We start from the raw sequence: 23460 nt of genomic DNA, 5'->3' as shown, positions 1-23460 counted from the left end.
GCCTTTCCGATTTCCGCGATGAACGATAAAAAGACCTACGGCTTTACCACCACCATCCTCCACAGCGATCGCCAGAAGGGCATCGAGCATGGTTCGCTGCACAAGCCCATCCACACTTCCGTCACCTTTGGCTATGAAGACGCCCGCCAGCTGGCCGAAGTGTTCCAGGGCAAGCAGCCCGGCTACCGCTATGGCCGGCAGGGCAACCCGACGGTGGCCGCGCTGGAAGACAAGATCACCAAGATGGAAGACGGCAAGTCCACCATCTGCTTTGCCACCGGCATGGCGGCCATCGGCGCCATCGTCCAGGGCTTGCTGCGCGAGGGCGATCATGTGGTGTCCTCGGCTTTCCTGTTCGGCAATACCAATAGCCTGTGGATGACGGTAGGGGCGCAGGGCGCCAAGGTGTCGATGGTCGATGCGACCGACGTGAAGAACGTGGAAGCAGCCATTACGGCCAATACCCGCCTGGTGTTCGTGGAAACCATCGCCAACCCGCGCACCCAGGTGGCGGACTTGAAGCGCATCGGCGAGCTGTGCCGCGAACGCGGCATCCTCTACGTGGTGGACAACACCATGACCTCGCCCTACCTGTTCCGTCCCAAGACGGTGGGTGCGGGCCTGGTGGTCAATTCGCTGACCAAGTCCATCGGCGGCCACGGCAATGCGCTGGGCGGCGCGCTGACCGACACGGGCGAATTCGACTGGACCCGCTATCCCCACATCGCCGAGAACTACAAGAAGAATCCCGCTCCGCAGTGGGGCATGGCGCAGATCCGGGCCAAGGCGCTGCGTGACTTTGGTGGTTCGCTGGGCCCAGAAGCGGCGCACCACATCGCCGTCGGCGCCGAGACCATCGCCCTGCGCCAGGAACGTGAATGCAAGAACGCCCTGGCCCTGGCGCAGATGCTGCAAGCCGATGAGCGGGTGGCGGCGGTGTATTACCCGGGGCTAGAGTCGCATCCCCAGCACGCCTTGTCCAAGGCGCTGTTCCGCTCCTTCGGCAGCCTGATGTCCTTCGAACTGAAGGATGGCATCGACTGCTTCGATTACCTCAACCGCCTGCGACTGGCGATCCCCACCAGCAACCTGGGCGACACCCGCACGCTGGTGATCCCGGTGGCGCACACCATCTTCTACGAGATGGGGGCCGAGCGCCGCGCCAGCATGGGCATTGCCGAGTCGCTCATCCGCGTCTCGGTGGGCCTGGAAGACACCGATGATCTGGTGGCGGACTTCCGCCAGGCGCTCGACGCCTGATCAGGTCCGACCTCGCACCAAACGACAACGCCCGTCAGCTCGCAAGAGCGACGGGCGTTGTGCTTGTTGCTGCTGATGATGCCGCAGCCGCAGCCTCAGGGCAACAGGTTGGCCACCGCCTCGCGATCCGCCCACTTGGTCTTGTAGGTCGGCGTGAAGGTCTGGAAGCGCTGGATCAGCCTGGCCGGATCGGCCTCATGCATCATCAGGCCGGACTGGTCGCTGCTGACGAAACGCTGCGAGACCAGGTGGTCGACGAAGGCGATCAGGTTGTCGTAGAAGCCATTCACGTTGTACAGGCAGATCGGCTTGTAGTGGAAGCCCAGTTGCGCCCAGGTCAGCACTTCGAACAGTTCTTCCAGCGTCCCCATGCCGCCCGGCATGGCCACGAAGCCGTCGGATAGCTCGGCCATCATGGCCTTGCGCTCGTGCATGTCCTTGACGATGTGCAGGCGGGTCAGGCCGTCATGGCCCAGTTCCTTGTCCAGCAAGGCCTTGGGAATGACGCCGGTGGCTTCGCCGCCCAGTTGCATGACCTCACTGGCGATGATGCCCATCAGGCCGACATTGCCGCCGCCATAGACCAGGGCGATGTTGTTGTTCACCATTTCCCGCGCCAGCTTGCGCGCCGCCTCGGCATAGGCCGGAGACGCGCCGGGAGAAGAGCCGCAATATACGCAAATCGATTTCATGTGTCCTCTGCAGTGTCCGTCGTTACGTCGATACCTCGTTACAATGGCTGAGCTGAAGGGCATGCTTGCCAGAATGTTGCCTTGATGCAGCACTTTTCTCCAGCCGTGTTCCTGTTATACCATGATCGTGCAGTGCAGCATAAGCTTATGTGGTGACGCGGGCGTGACAGGCCCTGTGATGTGACCGAGGAAAAGGACATCATGTCGAACAAGATCATCAGTCTGGCCCTGCAAGGTGGCGGCTCGCACGGCGCTTTCACCTGGGGCGTGCTGGATCGTCTGCTGGAAGATGGCCGCCTGGGGTTCGAAGGCATCAGCGGTGCTTCCGCCGGGGCCATGAATGCGGTGGTGCTGGCCCAGGGCTATGTGCAGGATGGCCGCGAGGGCGCGCGTGCGGCGCTGGAACGCTTCTGGACGGCGCTCTCCACAGGCGCGCCGCTGGACTACATCAATGCCGAAGGCGCGCCAGTCATCGCCAATCCCACTCCCATGCCTGGCATGCAGGCGCTGCTGGCGATGACGCGCTTCTTTTCGCCCACCCAGCTCAATCCGCTGGACATCAACCCGCTACGCGACATCCTGCTGGAACAGGTGGACTTCGACAGGCTGCGCCGGCAACGGGAATTGAAACTCTTCATCGCCGCCACCCAGGTCAGCACCGGCACCCTGAAGATCTTCCGCAATGCCGACCTGTCCGTGGAGGCGCTGCTGGCCTCGGCCTGTCTGCCGTCGCTGCACCGGCCCATCGAGATCGAGGGAGAAGCCTACTGGGATGGCGGCCTGACCGCCAACCCGCCGATCTTCCCGCTGCTGCATGCCTGCGCGGCACGAGATGTCATGGTCGTGCTGCTGCATCCCAGCCGCCGCGCCGGCACGCCGACTTCCACGCACGATATCGGCCAGCGTCTGTCCGAGATCAGCTTCAGTTCGGCCTTCTTCACCGAACTGAGCGCACTGGCGCTGGCCAAGCGCGAGGCCGAGAACTCGACCCTGGCCTTCGGTTCGCTGGAACGGCGTCTGCGCCAGCTGAACATGCACATGATCGACGCCAATGAACTCATGGAGCAGCTCACCAACCTCTCCAAGCTCAATACCCAGGCCAGTTTCATCGGCAGCCTGTTCCAGCAGGGCAGGGAGCGTGCGGCGGAATGGCTGGAGCAGAACTTTGCCCAGGTCGGCCATGCCTCCACCTTCGACCTCGGCCGATTTCTGCCCTGAATCAAGCGACTTGACGCACGATCGTTCTCTTTTGTCTATACTCTGCGGCTTGATCTGATGCCGTTACACCATAACAAAGAGAACGCCATGCGCCCAACCGTCGCCAAGACAGCTTCCCGCTCCGAATTCCTGACCATCCGCGGTCTGCGCTACCACGTGCGCCACTGGGGCGACCCGGAGGCGCCCAAGATCTTCATGCTGCATGGCTGGATGGATATGTCCGCATCCTTCCAGTTCATGGTCGACGCCCTGCAAGGGCAATGGCATGTGATCGCGCCCGACTGGCGCGGCTTCGGCCTGACCGAGCGCAGCCAGGCCGACTCCTACTGGTTCCCGGACTACCTGGCCGATCTGGACGCCATCATCGATCACTACGCCGGATCGGAAGCCATCAACCTGCTGGGCCACAGCATGGGCGGCAACGTCGTCACGCTCTATGCCGGCGTGCGGCCGCAGCGCATCAAGCGCCTGATCAACCTGGAGGGACTGGGTTTGCCCGCGACCCAGCCGGAGCAGGCGCCCGGACGGTTTGCGCAGTGGATGGACGAGGTGCGCAACCGTCCCGTGCTGCGCGGCTATGCCACCCTGGAAGAAGTAGCCCAGCGCCTACAGAGGAACAATGCGCGCCTGTCCGATGAACGTGCTGCCTTCCTGGCCCAGCACTGGGCGCAGCAGGACGACAGCGGCCTGTGGCAGATCCTGGGCGATCCGGCGCACAAGCAGGTCAGCCCCATCCTGTATCGCGCCGACGAGATGATGGCCTGCTGGCGTCGCATCACCGCGCCGGTGCTGTGGATAGAGGCTATCGACAGCGACATCTGGCGCTTCTTCGGCCCGGCCTCGCTCAAGCGCGAAGAGATCGACCGGCGCATCGCCTGCATCCCGCGCGTGCAGGTCGAGATGATCGCCGATGCCGGTCACATGCTGCACCACGACCAGCCCGAGCAGCTGGCGCAACTGATCGAAGCCTTCCTGCAACAGCCGGTCTGAGCGGGGCCGGGGGGAAGGGCGTAAAATAGACCCATTCCAACCTTACTGCATCCCCTGATCGGCGGCAGCCACAAGCGACCGGCCCGTGTCATCGCGCATTGTCTATGTCTGAGCTCAAGTTCGATCTGCATTGCCATTCCAACGTCTCCGACGGCTTGCTGCCGCCCGAGCAGGTGGCAGCACGTGCCAAGGCCAATGGCGTGGGAGTGTGGGCCTTGACCGACCACGATGAGATCGATGGCGTGGCGCGCGCCCGTGCCGCGGCCCAGGCCCTGGGCATGGTGCATGTGGGCGGCGTAGAGATTTCAGTGACCTGGGCTGGCCATACGGTGCATATCGTGGGTCTGCAGATCGACGAAACCAATCCTGCGCTGGTGCAGGGTCTGGCCGCCACTCGCAACGGCCGCGAACGGCGCGCCCGCGAGATCGCCGCGCAGCTGGAGCAGCATGGCGTGGCGGGGGCCTATGAAGGCGCGCTCAAGCATGTGGGCAACCCGGACCTGATCTCGCGCACCCATTTCGCCCGCTTCATGGTCGAGTGCGGTCGCTGCTGCGATACCCGGGAAGTCTTCGCCAACTACCTTACCGAAGGCAAGCCCGGCTACGTGCCGCACCGCTGGGCCACGCTGGAAGAAGCCGTGCGCTGGATCCGCGGGGCCGGCGGGGTGGCGGTGATCGCCCACCCGGGCCGCTACAAATACAGCGAGACCCAGTTCGGCGCCTTCTTCGACGAATTCAGGCAGCTCGGCGGCGCGGCCATCGAGGTCAATACCGGCAGCCACACGCCGGAGCAGTACCAGCAATACGCCCAGGTGGCGCGCCATTATGGCTTTTTGGCCTCGATGGGGTCGGACTTCCACGGTCCAGGCGAATCACGGGTGGACCTGGGCGGCTTGCCGCCCCTGCCCCAGGGTGTCAAGCCGGTCTGGCACGACTGGGCGCTGTAAGCTCTGCACTTGAATTCCGGGAGCGGATTCCTATCTAATAACCACTTTCCTGATAGGAGTTTTCCCCATGAAACGCATCTTGCTGTTTATCGCGACCAATATCGCCGTGCTGGTCGTGATGAGCGTCATCTTGTCGCTGTTGGGCGTAGACCGCTTCCTGACCCGCTCCGGCCTGAATTTGCCGATGCTGCTGGTGTTCTCGCTGGTGGTGGGTTTCACCGGCTCCATCATCTCCTTGCTGATGAGCAAGACCATGGCCAAGTGGTCCACCGGCGCCCGCGTGATCCAGACGCCGATGAACGGCACCGAGGCCTGGCTGCTGCAGACCGTAGGCAAGCTGGCCCAGCGCGCTGGCATTGGCATGCCCGAAGTGGCGGTCTATGACGGCGAACCCAACGCCTTCGCCACCGGCGCGTTCCGGGACTCGGCGCTGGTCGCGGTCTCGACCGGACTGCTGCAGGGCATGACGCAGGACGAAGTGGAAGCGGTGCTGGGCCACGAGGTGGCGCACATCGCCAATGGCGACATGGTCACCATGACGCTGATCCAGGGCGTGGTGAACACCTTCGTGGTCTTCCTGTCGCGAGTGGTGGGCTTCTTCGTCGACTCGGCCCTGCGCCGCAACAGCGATGATTCCGGTCCCGGCATCGGGTATACCGTCACGGTGCTGGTCTGCCAGATCGTCTTTGGCATCGGCGCATCGCTGATCGTGGCCTGGTTCTCGCGCCATCGCGAGTTCCGCGCTGACGCCGGCGCCGCCCGCCTGCTGGGCACGCCCCAGCCGATGATCAATGCACTGGCGCGCCTGGGCGGTTTCTCGCCCGAGGGCCTGCCGCAGAACCTGGCCGCACTGGGCATCAGCGACAAGCCTGGCGTGATGGAACTGTTCTCGACGCACCCGCCGCTGGAACAGCGTATTGCCGCCCTGCGCGGTCAACGCTGAGTCCTGCGGACAGCGACAACGGCGGTGGCGACACCGCCGTTGTGCTTTTTACGAATCGGAATTTTTGAATTTGAATTTGGAATTGGAAACCGCCTCATGAGCCAGTTTTTCGAGATTCACCCCGACAACCCCCAACTGCGCCTGATCAAGCAGGCCGCGCAGATCATCCACAAGGGCGGCCTGGTGGCCTTGCCTACCGATTCCTGCTACGCCCTGGTCTGCCAGCTGGACAACAAGGATGCGGTCGAACGCGTGCGCCGCATCCGTGGCGTCGATGAAAAGCACCACCTCACGCTGCTGTGCCGCGACCTCTCCGAAATCGCCCAGTACGCCAAGGTGGACAACCGCCAGTACCGCCTGCTCAAGGCCGCCACGCCGGGCGCCTATACCTTCATCCTGGAAGCCACCAAGGAAGTGCCGCGTCGGCTTTCGCACCCGTCCCGCAAGACCATCGGTCTGCGTGTGCCGGAAAACCGCATCGCCCATATGCTGCTGGAAGAGCTGGGCCAGCCGCTGCTGGGGACCACCCTGATCCTGCCCGACGACGACTTGCCGCTGACCAGCGCGGAAGATATCCGCAGCCACCTCGAAAAGCAGATCGACCTGGTCATCGACAGCGGTGCTTGCAGCCTGGAGCCTACCACCGTCATCGACCTCACCGACGACGAGCAGCCGGTGTTGGTGCGGCAGGGCAGGGGGGATGCTGGAATATTCGGGTTGCAGGCTGCCTAAGTGATTTATTCTTGTCTGCGCGGACCGGAAAACCGCCAATTCCCGGAACCCGTATTGTCCCTCTGATAAAATCCCGGCCCATGAACGATCTCATCCAGACTGTCGCGGTCTACGCGCTGCCCGTGCTCTTCGCCATCACCCTGCACGAGGCCGCGCATGCGTACGCCGCCAAGTTCTTTGGCGACAATACGGCCTATTCGATGGGCCGCATGAGCCTGAACCCGATCAAGCACATCGATCCCTTCGGCACCATCCTCATTCCCATCCTGCTGTACTTCGCCACCAGCGGCGCCTTCCTGTTCGGTTACGCCAAGCCGGTGCCGATCAACTTCGGCCACCTGCGCAAGCCCAAGCGCGACATGGCCTGGGTCTCGCTGGCCGGCCCGGCGGCGAATTTCTTCATGGCGCTGCTGTGGACACTGACCATCTATGCGCTGGCGCTGGGCGGGGTGCAGGAAGAATTCTTCATGCTCATGGCCAAGGCTGGGGTGCTGACCAACCTGGTCATGTTCGCCTTCAACCTGTTCCCGATCCCGCCGCTGGATGGCGGTCGCATCCTCACCAGCCTGCTGCCCAACCGCTACGCCTACAAGTTTGCCCAGATCGAGCCCTACGGATTCTTCATCGTCATGGCGCTGGTGCTGGCCAAGGTCATCTACACCTGGTGGATGGCGCCGGTGATGTACGGGGCCAGCCTGCTGCTGCAATTGATCACTTATCCCATTACCCTGCTGTTCCAATGATGCATCCAGCCTCAACCGACTACCGACCACGAGCCAACCGCCATGTATCCTGACCGCGTCGTCTCCGGCATGCGCCCCACCGGCGCGCTGCACCTGGGCCACTATCACGGTGCCCTCAAGAACTGGGTCAAGCTGCAATCCGAATTGCCCTGCCTGTTCTTCGTGGCCGACTGGCATGCGCTGACCACCCACTACGACGATCCTTCGGTGATCGAGACCAGCACCTGGGAGATGGTCATCGACTGGCTTGCCGCCGGTGTCGATCCTGCGCAGTCCACGCTGTTCATCCAGTCGCGCGTGCCCGAGCATGCCGAACTGCACTTGCTGCTGTCCATGGCCACGCCGCTGGGTTGGCTGGAGCGCGTGCCGACCTACAAGGACCAGCAGGAAAAGCTGGCCGACCGCGACCTGGCCACCTATGGCTTCCTCGGCTATCCGCTCTTGCAGGCGGCCGACGTGCTGATCTACCGTGCCAGCCAGGTGCCGGTGGGCGAGGACCAGGTACCGCATATCGAGATCATGCGCGAGATTGCGCGCCGCTTTAACCACCTTTACGGCAAGGAAAAGGGCTTCGAGGAAAAGGCCCTGGCCGCCACCAAGAAACTGGGCAGCAAGCGCGCCCGGCTGTACCTAGAACTGCGTACGCAATTCCAGGAAAAGGGCGACGACGAGGCGCTGGAGCAGGCCAAGGCCATGCTCGACGATGCCCAGAACCTGTCGATGATCGACCGCGAACGCCTGTTCGGCTATCTGGAGGGCAGCCGCAAGCTGATCCTCACCGAGCCCCAGGCCATGCTGACCGAGGCGTCGCGCCTGCCGGGGCTGGATGGCGCCAAGATGTCCAAGAGCTACGGCAACGCCATCGCCCTGCGGGAAGACAAGGAATCGGTGACCAAGAAGGTCAAGACCATGCCCACCGACCCCCAACGCGTGCGCCGCAGCGATCCGGGCGACCCCGACAAATGCCCGGTCTGGCAATTCCACCAGGTCTACTCGTCGGCGGAGGTCAAGGAATGGGCCGCCAAGGGCTGCCGTTCGGCCGGGATTGGTTGCCTGGAATGCAAGCAGCCCGTCATCGACGCCATCCTGCAAGAGCAGCAGCCGATGCTGGAACGCGCCCAGCCCTACCTGGACGATCCTTCGCTGGTGCGCGCCATCGTTGCCGATGGCTGCGAAAAAGCCCGCAAGCTGGCCCAGGAAACCATGCGCGACGTGCGCGAGGCCATGGGGCTGGGCTATTGAATCGGGGCGTGCGCGAGCCGCTCTGAGGCGGCTGCAGGGGGGCGGACACTCTTTTTTACGTCCGGTTTCATCTCAGTCGGCCCCAAATTGACCTGTTGAGGCGTCTATCCGCTACAATCAGGCCTTTATTTTGACCATCACCAAAATACGTACATCATGATCAAGGGCAGCATTGTTGCAATCGTCACTCCCATGCATCAGGACGGCAGCCTCGACTACGACGGCCTGCGCAAGCTGATCGACTGGCATATCGCCGAGGGAACGGACAGCATCGTCATCGTCGGCACAACCGGCGAATCCCCCACCGTCTCGATGGAAGAGCACTGCGAACTGATCAAGGTCGCAGTCGAGCACACCGCCAAACGCATCCCCATCATCGCCGGCACTGGCGGCAATTCCACCTCCGAGGCGATCGAACTGACCGAATTCGCCAAGAAGGTCGGCGCCGATGCCTCGCTGCAAGTGGTGCCGTACTACAACCGTCCTACCCAGGAAGGCATGTACCTGCACTTCAAGAAGATCGCCGAGTCGGTCGATCTTCCCGTGATCCTGTACAACGTGCCCGGCCGCACGGTTGCTGACATGAGCAACGAGACCATCCTGCGCCTGGCGCAGGTCAAGGGCATCGTCGGTGTGAAGGACGCCACCGGCAACATCGCCCGCGGCACCGACCTGATCCGCCTGGCGCCCAAGAGCTTCGCCGTCTATTCGGGCGACGACGCCACCGCCATCGCGCTGATGCTGTACGGCGGCGCCGGCAACATCTCGGTCACGGCCAACGTCGCCCCGCGCGACATGCACGAGCTGTGCGTGGCCGCCATGAGCGGCAACATCGCCCGCGCCGTGGAACTGAACAACAAGCTCTTGCCGCTGCACAACAAGCTCTTCGTCGAACCCAATCCGGTGCCGCTGAAGTGGGCCATGCAGGAAATGGGGCTGATCCCGTCGGGCATGCGCCTGCCGCTGGCGCCGCTGGGGGCGGCTTACCACGACACCGTGCGCGCGGCATTGCGCGAGTCGGGTGTATTAAAATAAACGGCTTGGCCGCTCCGGCGCAGGTCTCCTGAAATTCGATTCCGCTTTCAATAGTAACGATATGACTAATAGCAAGAACGTTCGTCCGGTTGTCCGCTCGGCGGCCACACTTACCCAACGCAGCATTGTCGTCGCACTGGCGCTGGCCGGCCTGGCAGGATGCTCGTCCGTCGGCAACCTGCTCGACGGCGACCGTATCGATTACAAGAGTGCGGAAAAAGCCCGCGGCCCGCGTCTGGAAGTGCCGCCCGACCTGACCCAGCTGCAGCGCGACAACCGCTACGCCATTCCGGAAGCCAACAAGGGCGTGGCGACCGCGTCGGGCTATCAGCTGGAACAGCAGACCCGTCCGGCCAACGAAATCACTTCGGTGGCCCCGGCAGCCAAGGGCGACGAGATCCGCATCGAGCGCGATGGCTCGCAGCGCTGGCTGGTGGTCAAGCAGACTCCCGAGCAGCTGTGGCCGCAGATCAAGGATTTCTGGCAGGACAGCGGTTTCCTGATCAACATCGAATCGCCCGACACCGGCGTGATGGAAACCGACTGGGCCGAGAACCGCGCCAAGATCCCCCAGGACTTCGTGCGCAACACGCTGGGCAAGGTGTTCGATTCGCTGTACTCCACCGGCGAGCGTGACAAGTTCCGCACCCGCCTGGAGCGCGGCCCCAACGGCACCACCGAGATCTTCATCAGCCATCGCGGCGCCGAAGAAGTGCTGACCGGTTCGGCCAAGGAAACCTCGGTGTGGACCGCGCGTCCTTCCGACCCGGGCCTGGAAGCCGAATTCCTGTCGCGCCTGATGGTGCGCCTGGGCGCCGAGGAAACCAAGGCCAAGGCCGCCGTGGCCAATGCGCCCTCGCTGCAGGCCCGTTCGCGCCTGCAGAAGACCGCTGCCGGCACCAGCGTGCAAGTGGATGAAGGCTTCGAACGCGCATGGCGTCGCGTCGGCCTGGCGCTGGATCGCGTCGGCTTCACCGTCGAAGACCGCGACCGCAGCCAGGGCATCTACTACGTCCGCTACGTGGACCAGAACCAGGACGCCAAGGACAAGAAGGACGAGGGCTTCTTCTCGCGCATCTTCAGCTCCAAGGACAAGGACAAGAAGGCCGCCAAGTACCGCATCGTGGTCAAGGGCGCTGGCAGTGACAGCAGCAACATCGTCGTGCAGAACGGCGAGGGCGGTCCGGATACCTCGGGCATCTCCGACAAGATCCTGGGCCTGCTCAACGAGCAGCTGAAGTAAGCAGGACCCGGGGCTCAGATGAAGTTCGCGAGCCTCGGTAGCGGCAGCGAAGGCAATGCGCTGCTGATCTCGGCCGCAGCCGGCGACCAGCGTCCCTCTTCCGGGACCACGGTCATGCTGGACTGCGGCTTTACTTTGCGCGAAGCGGAAAGGCGCATGCTGCGCCTGGGGCTGGACCCCTCGGACGTGTCGGCCATTGTCGTCACCCACGAACATTCGGACCACGTCAGCGGCGTCTTCAAGTTCGCCCGCCGCTATCGCATCCCGGTCTGGCTCAGCTATGGCACCTGGCAGGCGGTGGCCGACCAGGCGACCGATGTCGATGTGCAATTCTGCGCCGATGGTCAGAAGCTGGCCATCGGTGACCTCGAACTCTCCCCCTATACCGTGCCGCATGACGCGCGCGAACCCATCCAGTACGTGGCCGGCGATGGCGACCGCCGTCTGGGCGTGCTCACCGATGCCGGCCAGCCGACGGCCCATCTGGTGCAAGCCCTGGGCGCCTGCGACGCCTTGCTGCTGGAATGCAATCACGACCGCGACATGCTGGATCGCTCGCCCTATCCGGCTTTCCTGAAGCGTCGCATCGGCGGCGACTATGGGCACCTGGCCAACGACGCCAGTGCAGAGATCTTGCGCATGCTCGACAAGAGCCGCTTAAAGCGCGTCATCGGCGCGCACCTGAGCCAGCAGAACAATACGCCCGAGCTGGCCCGCGCCGCGCTGGAAGGCGTGCTCGGCATGACCTTCGGCAACATCGGCATTGCCTGCCAGGCCGAGGGCTTTGGCTGGCTGGACGTCTGAAAGAAAAGCGAGCTGGTCAGCCGCTTGTCAGGCTGCGCTGCGCCGCAGCAGAAACATTTTGTTTCCTTTTACTTTCCTTTCGCATGCCTGCGTCGCCGTATCGGAGGCGATCTCGCTTGTTCGTCACAGCAGGCGGCTGGCGCTTGTCAGCCCCTTGTAAGTAGTCACGGCAGCTAGCTCGTGCGAAATGCGCCTGTAGGCGCAATTGACGCGTTCTGGAGGGGGGTGACGGTACGGCGGGCGCCACGCAGAAACATCGCTGGCGTGGATCGGGAGAGAGCGGGGGAGAGTGCGTGATTGTCCGCACGGACGTGGGGACGAAAAAAAACCGGCCTTGCGGCCGGTTTTTTCCGAAAATAATCCGAAGATTACTTGGCCGGAGCGGCTTCAGCCGGCTTTGCATCAGCAGCCGGAGCGGCAGCGTCAGCAGGCTTTGCGTCAGCAGCCGGAGCAGCGGCGTCAGCCGGCTTGGCAGCGTCAGCAGCAGGAGCGGCGTCAGCCGGCTTTGCATCAGCAGCCGGAGCAGCAGCGGCCGGAGCTTCAGCAGCAGGAGCAGCAGCAGGTGCCGGAGCTTCTTCCTTCTTGCCGCAAGCAGCCAGGGCAACAGCCAACAACGAAGCGATCAACAGAGTCTTTTTCATGAATATTCCTTCAGTATTTAAAAATTGTGCGATGAATAATTACCGGTAATTATCGCTCTAAGCTAGGAGGCTTTCGCCGCAGGGTATGACCTTACGGTCGTGCTTCGGTTCTTGCTTCTTTTTACTGCCGAAACTTTTCCGGACAACGAAAACTTTCCAGCCCATCATTATAGCTATTTTTTTCCGAAATCACACCGCAATCATTCTAATTCGTAAGAATTTGTAAGTTCTTACATTTTTGACCATGCGCCCGGAAGGCCTTTGTTGGCGCAGCTTTCCGGAGCATTCTCAAGTGATTTCGAGATTGCTCAAGCTTAGTTTTGCATTAATCTCAAACAAATCTCAAACAAATTCTATCCAGCCACTTTCATGCCATTGATGCAGGGCTTCGAGCAGGTCTTCGGAGGCCAAGTCGAAGTCGTTTTTCTCCAGCATGCGCTGATCTGCGAGCCTTGCCAGGATGGCCTTGTCCTGACGGGATACCTGGAAGGATTCGCCATTGATGAAGACGTGCGAGCCGCGATAGAGCATGCGCGTCTTGCGATGCAGCACCAGACCGCGTTTCTTGGCCCCCTGGAAAAAGCGAGCAAAGGACAGTTCCTGGGGCGGCGCCTCGAAGAACACCGAGGGTTTGGGTTCGGAAAGATGCTGGCCGAGGAAGATGGTGATGTCGTCGTCGGTGAAGCGGATCTTGTTGAGCTCATCGCGGATGCGCGCAATCATGTCGGCCTGCAGCTCGGCCGGACGGGCGCTGGTCTTGAGGTCGGGATCGGCATAGCGCCCGGGCAGGTCGATGGTGTCCATCATGAATTCCAGGAAGGACTCGCCCAATTCCTGGTAGGTCGGCGCGCGGAAGCCAATGGAGTAGGTCATGCACTCGCCCACGGCCACGCCGTCGTGGGCGTAATGCGGTGGCAGATAGAGCATGTCGCCGGGTTCCAGCACGAACTCTTCTTCGGCCTGGAAGTGGCTCAGGATCTTCAGCGGCACGCCTTCTTCCAGCGTCAGGTCGTCCTGGGCGCTGATGCGCCAGCGCCGCTGGCCGTGGGCCTGCAGCAGGAACACGTCATAGGAATCGAAGTGCGGACCGACGCCGCCGCCGTCGCTGGCGTAGCTGATCATCAGGTCGTCCAGGCGCGCATCCGGCACAAAGCGGAACTGGCGCAGCAGGGCGTCAGCCGCCGGATGGTGCAGGTTCACGCCCTGTACCAGCAGGGTCCAGGCTTTCTGCTTCAGGGGAGGCAGCTTGTTGAAGGGGCCGTGTTGCATGTCCCAGCCGCCTTCGCGGTGGGTGATCAGGCGCGATTCGACATCGTCGCGGCGGGACAGGTCGAACAGCTCCTGGCGCGGCAGCGGTGCGGAAAAGCCGGGAATGGCGTTGCGGATCAGGAGCGGCTTCTTGTGCCAGTAGTCACGCAGGAATTGGGCGGGCGTGATGCCGCCGAGCAGATCGAGTTTTTTCATGCCCGCCATTATAGGCGGGCTGGCACAGCAGCAAGCCATTGGCAGCCACCAAGTTTGATGCAGGTATAATCACGGAGTCGAGAAACCGTTTTGAAAGAGTCCTTGCCTTGCGGGAATGGCAGGGGGATGGTTCTTAGGCCCCAACCCGGGTGGCAGGCGTACCGCGCGACCAGACCGCAGCGCCTGCCGCTCCCGCACCACTATCGATACAAAGGACCCTTACGATGAAGATCGCGAAGAATACCGTCGTTTCTGTCAACTACAAGCTGTCGGACGCCCAGAACAACCTGATCGAGCAAAGCAGTGAGCCGATGGTCTACCTGCACGGCGGCTACCACAACACCCTGCCCAAGATCGAAGAAGCGCTGGACGGCAAGGAAGCCGGCTACAGCACCACCATCCAGGTCGAGCCCGAAGACGCCTTCGGCGAATACGATTCCGAACTGGTCAAGATCGAGCCGGTCGAGCGCCTGCCGCAACCGCTGGAAGTGGGCATGCAGTTCGAAGGCTCGCCCGATGACGATAGCGAAGAATCGGTCATCTTCACCGTCACCGAAGTGGCCGACGGCAAGGCCGTGCTGGATGGCAACCATCCGCTGGCCGGCATCGCCCTGCGTTTCGAACTGGCCGTCACCGAAGTGCGCGCCGCCTCCGAGGAAGAAGTGTCCCATGGCCACGTGCATGGTCCGCATGGCCATCACCACCACCATCATGACGAAGATGAAGGCGAAGCCGGCGACCACTTCCGCAGCCAGCCGCTGAACTGATCACCTCGCTGGATCGGTCACCGTCTGGCGGACCAGGCGGACACCGCAAGAGGAAGCAAGATGAAACAACAACGCCCGCCGGGTCATCCGGCGGGCGTTGTTGTTTCGTTTCAGGGTTCGGGTGGCCCAGCTCAACCTGGCTCAATTGGACTCAATTGGACTCAACGCCGCTCACCGTCCGCATCCGCCACGGCAAACAGTTGCGGCAGATGGTCGTCCACCACGATCTTGAGCCAGCGCTCGCCCACGGCGACATTGCCTAGCTTGCCCGTCCAGAGGATATGGCTGGGCGTCTTGGGCTTGGGCGCCTGGCCGTGGACCACCAGGACGCGGCCGGCAAAGTTGCCCGACAGGTCGGAAAACAGCCGTCGGGTCTCGGCAAAACCGTCGCGCTGGGCGCGGAAGAAGGAGCGCTTTGGCGGTGGGCCGAAGGGATTGCCATCGCTGAAGAAGACGATGGCGGCGCTTTTCTTCAGCGCGGCGAAGGCGAACAGGTGCTGCAGCCAGTTGCGGTTGGCGATGAGCCTGTCTTCGAATTCATTGTTGCGCCCGCCATCGAGCAGGAAGTGGTTATTGCCCGCTGGCAGGTTGACCGTGGCAAAGATCACGTTGCCCACTTCCCAGCGGGTATTCTCGGCATAGCTGCGGAACTTGGGGGTGAGGGATTGCCGCAGCATCGGCAGGCGCGTCGCCCCCAGGGAGAATTCGCCGGAATAGAAGATCTCGCGCATGCGCGCCAGCCGTTCGATTGCGTCCGAGCGGTTTTCACGGTCGCGGCAGGTGATCCAGTCGCTGCCGGCCAAGGACAGGAAGACGCCGTTCTGGGCCTGCGAGAGCAGCTCGTGGCGGGCGTTGTAGAGCGTATCGTCGCAGCTCTCCGAGGGCGACTTGATGCCATTGACGACGACGAAGGCCAGATTGTCCGCATCGGTCTCGGCCAGCGCCTGGCGAAGCGTGTCCTCGCCCTTGCCGGCGGCGGCATGATTGATGACGCCGAAGGAAAAATCCAGCGGCGCCGCCACCGCCGCGCCCGCCGCCAACAAGGCGCAGGCCAGCAGGGTGCGAGGCAGGAGACGGCGTAAGCTCATGCGTGTTTCCTGGGAAAGAGTCGGGCCGGCGGCTTGCGCTTCACTGCGGCGCTTGCAAGGCCTTCAGCTGATACAAGGCCTCCAGCGCCTGGCGCGGTGTAAGCGCATCGGGGTCGATCTGCGCCAGCGTCTGCAGCAGCGCCTGCGCCAGCGGATCGGGTTCGACCGCATCGGACTCACTGCGTTCATCGGCTGGGTCCGGCTCATCCTGTGTCCCGGGTGTGGCGAATGCCGGGGCGCTGAACAGGTCGAACTGCGGCGTGGCCTGCATGGACTGGCTTTCCAGCGCCGAGAGATGCTTGCGCGCGGCGCGGATGACCTGCGCCGGTACGCCCGCCAGCTGCGCCACCTGCAGGCCATAGCTCTGCGAGGCCGGGCCGCTCTGTACCGCGTGCAGGAAGACGATGCTGTCCTTGTGTTCCACTGCCGAGAGATGCACGTTGGCCGCCGTCGGATGGATCTCGGGCAACTGCGTCAGTTCGAAGTAGTGGGTGGCAAAGAGCGTGAAGCTGCGCGTGACGTCGATCAGATGCTTGGCAATGGCCCAGGCCAGGGCCAGCCCGTCGAAGGTGGAAGTGCCGCGCCCGACCTCATCCATGAGCACCAGCGAATGTTCGGTGGCATTGTTGAGGATGGCGGCCGATTCGGTCATTTCCACCATGAAGGTCGACCGCCCGCCGGCCAGGTCGTCGGCCGCGCCGATCCGGGTGAAGATGCGGTCCACCGGCCCGATCACGGCGCTGGTGGCCGGCACGAAGCTGCCCACATAGGCTAGCAGCGTGATCAGCGCCACCTGCCGCATGAAGGTCGATTTACCCCCCATGTTGGGGCCGGTGATGAGCAACAGGCGGCGCTCGGCGGCCAGCTGGCAATCGTTGGCGATGAAACGCTCGATCTGGTTTTCCACCACCGGGTGGCGGCCCTGTTCGATCTGGATGCAGGGCTCATCGACCAGTTGCGGCGCGCACCAGTTGTTGCGCACGGCATGGTCGGCCAGCGCCACCAGGGTGTCGAGCTGGGCCAGTGCATGGGCGATGGCCTGCAGGCGCACAATGTGCGCGCCCATGTCGCCCAGCAGCTGTTCGTAGAGGAACTTCTCGCGCGACAGCGAGCGCTCCTGGGCCGACAGCGCCTTGTCCTCGAAGGCCTTGAGCTCGGGGATGATGTAGCGCTCGGCATTCTTGAGGGTCTGGCGGCGGCGGTAATCTTCCGGCACCTTGTCGGTCTGGCCGTGCGTGACCTCGATATAGAAGCCATGCACCTTGTTGTATTCCACCCGCAGGTTGGCGATGCCGGTGCGTTCGCGTTCGCGCGCTTCCAGGTCCAGCAGGTACTGGCCGGCGTTCTCGGACAGGCCGCGCAGTTCGTCGAGCTCGGCATCGAAGCCGCGTGCGATCACGCCGCCGTCGCGCACCATCGCCGCCGGTTCCAGCATGATGGCGCGTTCCAGCAGGTCCAGGCATTCCACGGGTGTGGCCAGGTCCTCGTGCAGCTGCGTCAGCAGTGATGCGTCGGCGTCGCGCCCGCACATCTCCACGTAGGCGCGCAGCGAGCCCAGTTGCTGCAGGCCGGCGCGCAGGCCCGCCAGGTCGCGCGGACGCGCCGACAGCAGGGCGATGCGGGTGGTGATGCGTTCGATATCGGGCACCGCCGCCAGCGTGGCCGACAGGCCCGAGCAGGCGTCGGTGCGCATCAGGGCGTTGATGGCGGCATGACGGGCGCGCGCCACCTGCTGGTCGCGCAGCGCATGGTGCAGCCAGTGGCGCAGCAGGCGCGAGCCCATGGCGGTGCGGCAATGGTCCAGTGTGGAGAAGAGGGTGGGGGCCAGCGCGTTGGCGTCCTGCGAGCGGATGGTCTCGGTCAGCTCGAGGTTGCGGCGGGTGGCGGCATCCAGGCCGATGAATTCGTTCTCGGATTCGACCGTCAGGGTGCGCACGTGCTGCAGGCCACGTCCCTGGGTCGATTGCGCGTAGCGCAGCAGGGCGCCGGCTGCACAGATGGCCGGTCCCAGGCCGTCGGCGCCAAAGCCGTGCAGGGTGGCCACGCCCAGTTGGTCGAGCAGGGCCTTTTCACTGCTGGGCTGGTCGAAATGCCAGTCCGGCACGGTCACGGCGCGGTTGGGCAAAAGCGGTTCGCACCATTCCAGCTGGCCGTCGGCCACCAGCACTTCGGCAGCCGAGATGCGCTCCAGTTCCTGCTTCACGCGGCCATCCAGCAGCGCAGCCTCGACCGTGAATTCCATCATCTTCAGCGCACCGCTAGCCATGGACAGCCAGGACAGCCCCACCTGCATCTGCTTGCGCGACTTCGACGGCACCAGTTGCATGGCCAGCAGGCAGCGTTCGGCCTTTTCCGGCAGCAGGTCGGAATCGGTCAGCGTGCCCGGCGTGACCACCCGCACCACCTTGCGCTCCACCGGCCCCTTGCTGGTGGCCGGGTCACCGATCTGCTCGCAGATGGCCACCGATTCGCCCAGCTTGATCAGGCGCGCCAGGTATTGCTCCACCGAGTGGAAGGGCACGCCAGCCATCTTGATGGGAGTGCCGTTGGAGGAACCACGCTGGGTGAGCGTGACGCCCATCAGGCGTGAGGCCTTCTCGGCGTCTTCGAAGAACAGTTCATAGAAATCGCCCATGCGGTAGAACACCAGCGTGTTGGGGTGGTCCGCTTTGATGCGTAGATACTGCTGCATCATCGGAGTATGGGCGGCGAGGTCTTTGGTCATTGGTCACTCATGGCGATGCGTGGATCGCGTCTTGCAAGTTCGGGGATGCGAGGCCGCGCGTGCTGGTCCGGAGGGCGGATCATCGATCCGCGTCCCGGCCCTGGCGGGCGGCGGGAAGTCTGCTGGCGTCCCGGCGGGCGGGGCGCCATAAATCAAAAATGCGGACCGTGGTCCGCATGCTCGAGCGAGGATTGTACGCGCATTGGGCGGGTGCAGCCAAGCCTGGCACTGGCTGCGGGTCGAATTCGATTGAAGGATCTACTGATCTTTTTCGCCGATGCAGTTTGCCAGTGCCGGCCAGCACAGGCTGACAACGTGGCGCTGCGCTTGGCAGGCAAAAAAAAACAGGCGACCACGGGAGCGGTCGCCTGCCCAGTCCGCAGGGGAGGACGGACTGTAGGGGAGCGGTAAGGGCCAGCCTGGTTCAGTGCGCCGCCGAGGTGTCAGCCACCCGGGTCGGCTTGGGAGCCAGCCACACGGCCAGGGCCGCCAGCGAGAAAGACACCGCCGCCATCATGAAGATGTGATTGGTGGACAGCATCACGGCCTGGTTCTGTACTGTCTGCGCCAGCGAGGCGGTGGCCTGTTCGGCGCTCATGCCTGAGGCCATCATGGTATGGATGGCATCGCCACCGCGATCGACCAGGCCGGACAACTCGGCGTGGAAGTAGGTGGCATCGTTTTCCCAGCTGGTGTTGACGATGGAGGTGGCAATGGCGCCGGCCATGGTGCGGCAGAAACTCATCAGACCCGCCGCCGAGGCGGTTTCTTCTTCGTTCACGCTGGACAAGGCCAGCCCGGTCAGCGGCACGAAGAACAGCGGCAGCCCGATGCCCTGCAGGAACAGCGGCCAGCCGATCTGGAAGAAGGACATGTCGGTCGTGTTGAAGGCCCGCAGGAAGGTGATGAAGCCCAGCCAGGTCACGCCGATGCAGACCAGCTTGCGGGCATCGATGGTGGTGGACATCTTGGCCACCATCGGTGCTGTCATGACGGCCAGGATGCCGGTCAGCGCCGAGATGCAGCCTGACCAGGTGGCGGTATAGCCCATGTAGCCCTGCAGCCAGAGGGGCGTGAGCACCACCGAGCCGAAGAAGGCGCCGAAGGCCAGGCAGATGGTGGTCACGCTGGCGGTGAAGCCGCGATGGCGGAATACCCGTAGGTCGACGATGGGATTGCGCTCGGTCAGCTCCCAGATCAGGAAGGCGATGAAGAACACCACGGCCGTCACCGCCAGCAGCACGATCTCGGTGGAGGCGAACCAGTCCTTTTCCTTGCCTTCGTCCAGCATCAGTTGCAGGGCGGCCACCCAGACCACCATCAGCACCAGGCCGACCCGGTCGATGGGCAGCTTGGACATCTTGGTTTCATACCGCTTGAGCATGCGCCAGCCGATATAGCCGCAGATCAGCGCCACCGGCACGTTGATCCAGAAGATGTAGGGCCAGCTGTACTGGTCGCACAGCACCCCGCCCAGGATCGGCCCGGCAATGGGCGCCACCAGCGTGGTCATGGCCCACAGGCCCACGGCGGCGGGCGCTTTTTCCTTGGGGAAGATGCGCAGCAGCAGGGTCTGCGAGAGCGGCATCAGGGGGCCGCCGGCCAGGCCTTGCAGGACCCGGAAGGCGATCAGCATGCCCAGCGAATTGGCCATGCCGCACAGCGCCGAGAACAGCCCGAACATCACCATCGACAGGATGAACACGCGCACCGTGCCAAAGCGGTTGGCCAGCCAGCCGGTCAAGGGCACCGTGATGGCCTCGGCCACGGCATAGGAGGTGATGACGTAGGTGCCCTGGCTGGTGGAGGCGCCCAGCGCCCCGGCAATGGTGGAAACCGAGACGTTGGCGATGGTGGTATCGAGCACGGCGATGAAGTTGGCCGCCGCCAGCAGGATGCCGGCGCCGACCAGCTGGCCGCCGCTCAAGGGCGCTTCGAATGGCGCAGGTTGCGGCGCCGGGGCGGGCGCGCCGGCCGCGTCTGCGCTCAGTGTGGATGACATGGGAAACCTCTTCTGATGGGGCGCGGGCCTGGCTTACAGCGCGGCAGCCTGGGCGTTGTCGTTGCGGGCGCTCTTGCGCTGGGCGTCACCGGCCTGGATCTGGCCGCGCGTATCGATCTCCACCACCATCGACAGGCCTACCGACAGCGGACGCTGCGCCAGCTCCTTGGGGTCCAGCGAGATGCGCACCGGCAGGCGCTGGACCACCTTGATCCAGTTGCCGGTGGCGTTCTGCGCCGGGATCACTGCAAAGGCCGAGCCGGTGCCGCCGGACAGGCCGGTCACCACGCCGTGGTATTCCACTGAACCGCCATAGAGGTCTGCCTTCATGGTCACCGGCTGGCCGATGCGCACCTTGGTCAACTGGCCTTCCTTGAAGTTGGCGTCCACGTGCATCTGCTGCAGCGGCACTACCGACAGCAGGGTGGCGCCGCTCTGCACGCGCTGGCCGACCTGCACCTGGCGACGGGCGATGACGCCATCGACCGGGGCGCGCAGCACCGTGCGTTCCAGGTCCAGCTTGGCCTGTTCCAGCTTGGCGCGCGCCAGCACCACTTCCGGGTTGTCGTCCACGGTGGTGTTGGCGGTCAGCACGGTGCTGGCCTTCTGCGCCCCCTGGGTGGCCTTGATGTTGGCGCGTGATTGCACTTCTGCCGCTTCGGCCGCCTTCAGGTTGGCCTGGGCCGTCAACAGCGCGGTGCGGGCGTTGCTCAGTTCTTCGCCCGAGACCGAGCCCGACTTGGCCAGCGCTTCGCGGCGCTGCAGATCGATCTCGGCGCGCTTGAGGTCGGCCTGGGCCGACAGCAACTGGGCGCTGGCGCGCTTCTGCTCGGCTTCGCGCGCCAGCACCTGGGCGGCCAGGCCGGCATCGTTGGCGAAGAAGCCCTTGACCTTGCGTTCGGTACGATCCAGGTCGGCAGCGGCCTGGTCTACCGCCAGGCGCGCATCGGCGTCATCGATGCGCACCAGCACGTCGCCCTTCTTGACGGCCTGGGTATCGACCACATCGACGGCGGCCACGATGCCATTGATGGCGGGGGTGACGGTGGCGATCTCGGTGGCGGTGTAGGCATTGTCGGTCTCGACGTAGCGCGAGCCGATCAGGTACCAGTAAGCGCCATAGCCGATGGCGGCAATGGCGACCACGCCGCCAAAGATAGAAAAGAGCTTCTTGCGCTTTTGCGCGGCCGCCGCGGCGCTGGCGGCTTCATTGCGTTGCTTGGCTTCTTCGGCCAGGGTGTGGGCGGCTTGGGAATCGCTATGGGACATGATGATCAACCTTTTGCTTGCGTGTCGTGGAGGGGCGCGTCGGCGCTGTTCTGGCTGCTGCTGTCGTCGGCGGCGCGGTAGCCGCCACCCAGGGCGCGCACCAGCGCCACATCCAGGGTGAACATGCGCGATCGCAGATCGGAAAGCTGGCGCAGATTGCTGATGAGCGTGTCCTGCGCATTGAGTACGTCGAGGTAGGTGGCCAGGCCGCCGTTGTAGCGGTTGCTGACGATGCGGTAGGCCTCTTCGGCGGCGTCCGCTGCGGCTTGCACGTCGGCCAGGCGTCCGGCCAGGGCTTTTTCGCTCACGCCGACGTCGGCCACGTCCTGCAGCGCCTGGGTGACGGCCTGGTCATAGTTGGCCACGGCCTCGTCATAGCTGGCGCTGGCCGAGCGGAACTGCCCGCGCAGACGACCGCCATTGAAGATCGGCAGTGAGATGGCCGGGCCGATGCTGCCGATATCGGAGCCGGCGCGGGTGAGCATGTCGATGCCCAGCGACTGGAAGCCGAAATAGGCCGTCAGGTTGACGTTGGGATAGAAGGCCGCGCGCGCCACCTTGATCTGCTTGCCAGCCGCCTCGGCGCGCAGGCGCGCGGCGACGATGTCGGGGCGCCGGCCCAGCAGTTCCACCGGCAATTGCGCCGGCAGGGCGAAGGGGCGGGACAGGTCGATCTGCGGGCGCGTCAGCTGTAGTCCCCGATCCGGACCCGCGCCCAGCAGGGCGGCCAGCTTGTTGCGTTGCAGGCCGATGGATTCGTCGGTGGCTTTCAGGTCGGCCTGGGCGATGGCGCGGCGCGCTTCCATCTGCTTGACCGAGCCGCGCGTTTCCAGACCGTTGGTGAAGCGCTGGTTGAACAGGTCCAGGCTTTCCACTCGCACCTTGAGGGCGGCTTCGTTGGTATCGCGCTGGGCGTAGAGCTGGGCCAGCTCGGCATAGGCCGAGGCGATCGAGGTGGCCAGCGTGATGCGGGCCTGGGCGGCGTCGGCGCGGCTGGCTTCCAGTTCCGAGGTGGCGGCGGCCAGCGCTGCGCGGTTCTTGCCCCAGAAGTCGATCTCGTAGCTGAAGTCCAGGGTGGCGCGGGTGGCATTGTTGTAGTCCTTGGGGACGAAATCAGGCGGCACCCCATTGTTATAGGACTGCTTCATCCGGTCCAGCGAGGCGTTGGCGCTCACTTGCGGGTACAGCGCCGCGCCTTGCTGCTGGGCCGCACCTTCGGCCTTCATCAGACGCGCCTTGGCCACCGCCATGGAGGGCGCGCTTTGCAGGGCTTCATCGATGAGGGCGTTCAACTGGGCGTCGCCATAGACCCGCCACCATTGGTCGCTCGGCCAGGCGGCCTGCACCGCGCTGGCGGCCAGGCTTTGCTGGCTCTGGTAGCGGTCGATGGACTTGGGCTGGGCGCGCTCGCCGAGGTCGCTGAAGGAGGCGCAGCCAGCCATGAGCGTGGCGGCCAGCACGGCTGCTAAGACTGATACCGCGCGCGGCCAGGCGCGGCCGGAGCGCTGGGGCGGCTGTATCGGCAGGTCGAGGGTTGATGAATTGCTATTCATGATGGCGTGGTGTGAGGTGAACTACTAAAGCAGGATCGTCGTCTTATATAACCGTACAGTTCAGTATAGTATTTGGTTTTGTGAATAGTCAAGGCAGTTGCG

General features: G+C 63.9%; 20 protein-coding genes. 12 read left to right on the top strand and 8 right to left on the bottom strand.

The window, feature by feature from the left end:
- Positions 1-18 precede the first annotated feature (18 nt).
- Entirely contained in the window at positions 19-1260 is a 1242-nt protein-coding gene (locus ACP92_RS16410; RefSeq protein ID WP_013235230.1) for a cystathionine gamma-synthase family protein, read from the top strand.
- Positions 1261-1355: 95 nt separating this feature from the next.
- Here the strand turns inward: ACP92_RS16410 and ACP92_RS16405 are convergent, their stop codons facing one another.
- Positions 1356-1952 (bottom strand): LOG family protein, encoded by a 597-nt coding sequence (locus ACP92_RS16405; protein WP_013235229.1) that lies wholly within the window; start codon positions 1950-1952, stop codon positions 1356-1358.
- A gap of 201 nt (positions 1953-2153) precedes the next feature.
- On the opposite strand from ACP92_RS16405, the gene ACP92_RS16400 reads away from it, so the two are divergent.
- From ACP92_RS16400 to ACP92_RS16355, 10 genes are all read left to right on the top strand, one after another.
- Complete coding sequence (locus tag ACP92_RS16400) at positions 2154-3170, top strand: patatin-like phospholipase family protein (RefSeq protein ID WP_013235228.1); 1017 nt, start codon at positions 2154-2156, stop codon at positions 3168-3170.
- Positions 3171-3257: 87 nt separating this feature from the next.
- Positions 3258-4160, top strand: a complete 903-nt coding sequence (locus ACP92_RS16395; RefSeq protein WP_013235227.1) for an alpha/beta fold hydrolase — start codon at positions 3258-3260, stop codon at positions 4158-4160.
- 104 nt (positions 4161-4264) lie between these two features.
- Complete coding sequence (locus ACP92_RS16390) at positions 4265-5107, top strand: 3',5'-nucleoside bisphosphate phosphatase (protein ID WP_041311020.1); 843 nt, start codon at positions 4265-4267, stop codon at positions 5105-5107.
- Positions 5108-5174: 67 nt separating this feature from the next.
- The gene (htpX, locus tag ACP92_RS16385; protein WP_013235225.1) at positions 5175-6050 is read left to right on the top strand and encodes a protease HtpX; all 876 of its coding nucleotides are present in this window, start codon (positions 5175-5177) and stop codon (positions 6048-6050) included.
- Between the two features lie 96 nt (positions 6051-6146).
- Positions 6147-6782 (top strand): L-threonylcarbamoyladenylate synthase, encoded by a 636-nt coding sequence (locus ACP92_RS16380; RefSeq protein ID WP_013235224.1) that lies wholly within the window; start codon positions 6147-6149, stop codon positions 6780-6782.
- A gap of 80 nt (positions 6783-6862) precedes the next feature.
- Positions 6863-7525 carry a site-2 protease family protein gene (locus ACP92_RS16375; RefSeq protein WP_013235223.1) on the top strand — a complete coding sequence of 221 codons (663 nt, stop codon included), beginning with the start codon at positions 6863-6865 and terminating at the stop codon, positions 7523-7525.
- A gap of 42 nt (positions 7526-7567) precedes the next feature.
- Positions 7568-8767 (top strand): tryptophan--tRNA ligase, encoded by a 1200-nt coding sequence (locus ACP92_RS16370; RefSeq protein ID WP_013235222.1) that lies wholly within the window; start codon positions 7568-7570, stop codon positions 8765-8767.
- A 156-nt stretch (positions 8768-8923) separates the two neighbouring features.
- On the top strand, positions 8924-9802 hold the full coding sequence (gene dapA, locus ACP92_RS16365; RefSeq protein ID WP_013235221.1) for a 4-hydroxy-tetrahydrodipicolinate synthase: 879 nt from the start codon (positions 8924-8926) through the stop codon (positions 9800-9802).
- 61 nt (positions 9803-9863) lie between these two features.
- Positions 9864-11045: an outer membrane protein assembly factor BamC gene (gene bamC / locus ACP92_RS16360; protein WP_013235220.1), complete on the top strand. Its 1182-nt coding sequence runs from the start codon at positions 9864-9866 to the stop codon at positions 11043-11045.
- A gap of 18 nt (positions 11046-11063) precedes the next feature.
- Entirely contained in the window at positions 11064-11849 is a 786-nt protein-coding gene (locus tag ACP92_RS16355) for an MBL fold metallo-hydrolase (RefSeq protein WP_013235219.1), read from the top strand.
- A 368-nt stretch (positions 11850-12217) separates the two neighbouring features.
- Here the strand turns inward: ACP92_RS16355 and ACP92_RS25090 are convergent, their stop codons facing one another.
- Positions 12218-12490 carry a hypothetical protein gene (locus ACP92_RS25090; protein WP_075259113.1) on the bottom strand — a complete coding sequence of 91 codons (273 nt, stop codon included), beginning with the start codon at positions 12488-12490 and terminating at the stop codon, positions 12218-12220.
- 342 nt (positions 12491-12832) lie between these two features.
- Positions 12833-13954: a cupin domain-containing protein gene (locus ACP92_RS16345; protein ID WP_232284857.1), complete on the bottom strand. Its 1122-nt coding sequence runs from the start codon at positions 13952-13954 to the stop codon at positions 12833-12835.
- Between the two features lie 224 nt (positions 13955-14178).
- On the opposite strand from ACP92_RS16345, the gene ACP92_RS16340 reads away from it, so the two are divergent.
- A complete protein-coding gene (locus tag ACP92_RS16340; protein ID WP_013235217.1) occupies positions 14179-14721 on the top strand; it encodes an FKBP-type peptidyl-prolyl cis-trans isomerase in 543 nt (180 codons plus the stop codon).
- Between the two features lie 161 nt (positions 14722-14882).
- On the opposite strand, the gene ACP92_RS16335 is transcribed toward ACP92_RS16340, so the two are convergent.
- The 5 genes from ACP92_RS16335 to ACP92_RS16315 all read right to left on the bottom strand — a co-directional run bounded on the left by ACP92_RS16335 (position 14883) and on the right by ACP92_RS16315 (position 23358).
- A complete protein-coding gene (locus ACP92_RS16335) occupies positions 14883-15809 on the bottom strand; it encodes a hypothetical protein (RefSeq protein WP_013235216.1) in 927 nt (308 codons plus the stop codon).
- A 40-nt stretch (positions 15810-15849) separates the two neighbouring features.
- A complete protein-coding gene (gene mutS / locus ACP92_RS16330; protein WP_048348596.1) occupies positions 15850-18534 on the bottom strand; it encodes a DNA mismatch repair protein MutS in 2685 nt (894 codons plus the stop codon).
- 424 nt (positions 18535-18958) lie between these two features.
- Positions 18959-20536 (bottom strand): DHA2 family efflux MFS transporter permease subunit, encoded by a 1578-nt coding sequence (locus ACP92_RS16325; protein WP_013235214.1) that lies wholly within the window; start codon positions 20534-20536, stop codon positions 18959-18961.
- 33 nt (positions 20537-20569) lie between these two features.
- Positions 20570-21805: an HlyD family efflux transporter periplasmic adaptor subunit gene (locus tag ACP92_RS16320; RefSeq protein WP_013235213.1), complete on the bottom strand. Its 1236-nt coding sequence runs from the start codon at positions 21803-21805 to the stop codon at positions 20570-20572.
- Between the two features lie 5 nt (positions 21806-21810).
- The gene (locus ACP92_RS16315) at positions 21811-23358 is read right to left on the bottom strand and encodes an efflux transporter outer membrane subunit (protein WP_013235212.1); all 1548 of its coding nucleotides are present in this window, start codon (positions 23356-23358) and stop codon (positions 21811-21813) included.
- Between the last annotated feature and the right edge of the window lie 102 nt (positions 23359-23460).

The sequence above is a fragment of the Herbaspirillum seropedicae genome (assembly GCF_001040945.1).
Classification (GTDB): domain Bacteria; phylum Pseudomonadota; class Gammaproteobacteria; order Burkholderiales; family Burkholderiaceae_D; genus Herbaspirillum; species Herbaspirillum seropedicae.
Note: the sequence above shows the minus strand (reverse complement) of the source record. Positions and strands in the feature narration are given on the sequence as shown.

What these genes read in the sequence shown, in the direction of transcription:
- ACP92_RS16410 (WP_013235230.1), top strand. Translation starts at nt 19, where the DNA reads ATGAACGATAAAAAGACCTACGGCTTTACCACCACCATCCTCCACAGC.
- ACP92_RS16405 (WP_013235229.1), bottom strand. Translation starts at nt 1,952, where the DNA reads ATGAAATCGATTTGCGTATATTGCGGCTCTTCTCCCGGCGCGTCTCCG.
- ACP92_RS16400 (WP_013235228.1), top strand. Translation starts at nt 2,154, where the DNA reads ATGTCGAACAAGATCATCAGTCTGGCCCTGCAAGGTGGCGGCTCGCAC.
- ACP92_RS16395 (WP_013235227.1), top strand. Translation starts at nt 3,258, where the DNA reads ATGCGCCCAACCGTCGCCAAGACAGCTTCCCGCTCCGAATTCCTGACC.
- ACP92_RS16390 (WP_041311020.1), top strand. Translation starts at nt 4,265, where the DNA reads ATGTCTGAGCTCAAGTTCGATCTGCATTGCCATTCCAACGTCTCCGAC.
- htpX (WP_013235225.1), top strand. Translation starts at nt 5,175, where the DNA reads ATGAAACGCATCTTGCTGTTTATCGCGACCAATATCGCCGTGCTGGTC.
- ACP92_RS16380 (WP_013235224.1), top strand. Translation starts at nt 6,147, where the DNA reads ATGAGCCAGTTTTTCGAGATTCACCCCGACAACCCCCAACTGCGCCTG.
- ACP92_RS16375 (WP_013235223.1), top strand. Translation starts at nt 6,863, where the DNA reads ATGAACGATCTCATCCAGACTGTCGCGGTCTACGCGCTGCCCGTGCTC.
- ACP92_RS16370 (WP_013235222.1), top strand. Translation starts at nt 7,568, where the DNA reads ATGTATCCTGACCGCGTCGTCTCCGGCATGCGCCCCACCGGCGCGCTG.
- dapA (WP_013235221.1), top strand. Translation starts at nt 8,924, where the DNA reads ATGATCAAGGGCAGCATTGTTGCAATCGTCACTCCCATGCATCAGGAC.
- bamC (WP_013235220.1), top strand. Translation starts at nt 9,864, where the DNA reads ATGACTAATAGCAAGAACGTTCGTCCGGTTGTCCGCTCGGCGGCCACA.
- ACP92_RS16355 (WP_013235219.1), top strand. Translation starts at nt 11,064, where the DNA reads ATGAAGTTCGCGAGCCTCGGTAGCGGCAGCGAAGGCAATGCGCTGCTG.
- ACP92_RS25090 (WP_075259113.1), bottom strand. Translation starts at nt 12,490, where the DNA reads ATGAAAAAGACTCTGTTGATCGCTTCGTTGTTGGCTGTTGCCCTGGCT.
- ACP92_RS16345 (WP_232284857.1), bottom strand. Translation starts at nt 13,954, where the DNA reads ATGAAAAAACTCGATCTGCTCGGCGGCATCACGCCCGCCCAATTCCTG.
- ACP92_RS16340 (WP_013235217.1), top strand. Translation starts at nt 14,179, where the DNA reads ATGAAGATCGCGAAGAATACCGTCGTTTCTGTCAACTACAAGCTGTCG.
- ACP92_RS16335 (WP_013235216.1), bottom strand. Translation starts at nt 15,809, where the DNA reads ATGAGCTTACGCCGTCTCCTGCCTCGCACCCTGCTGGCCTGCGCCTTG.
- mutS (WP_048348596.1), bottom strand. Translation starts at nt 18,534, where the DNA reads ATGACCAAAGACCTCGCCGCCCATACTCCGATGATGCAGCAGTATCTA.
- ACP92_RS16325 (WP_013235214.1), bottom strand. Translation starts at nt 20,536, where the DNA reads ATGTCATCCACACTGAGCGCAGACGCGGCCGGCGCGCCCGCCCCGGCG.
- ACP92_RS16320 (WP_013235213.1), bottom strand. Translation starts at nt 21,805, where the DNA reads ATGTCCCATAGCGATTCCCAAGCCGCCCACACCCTGGCCGAAGAAGCC.
- ACP92_RS16315 (WP_013235212.1), bottom strand. Translation starts at nt 23,358, where the DNA reads ATGAATAGCAATTCATCAACCCTCGACCTGCCGATACAGCCGCCCCAG.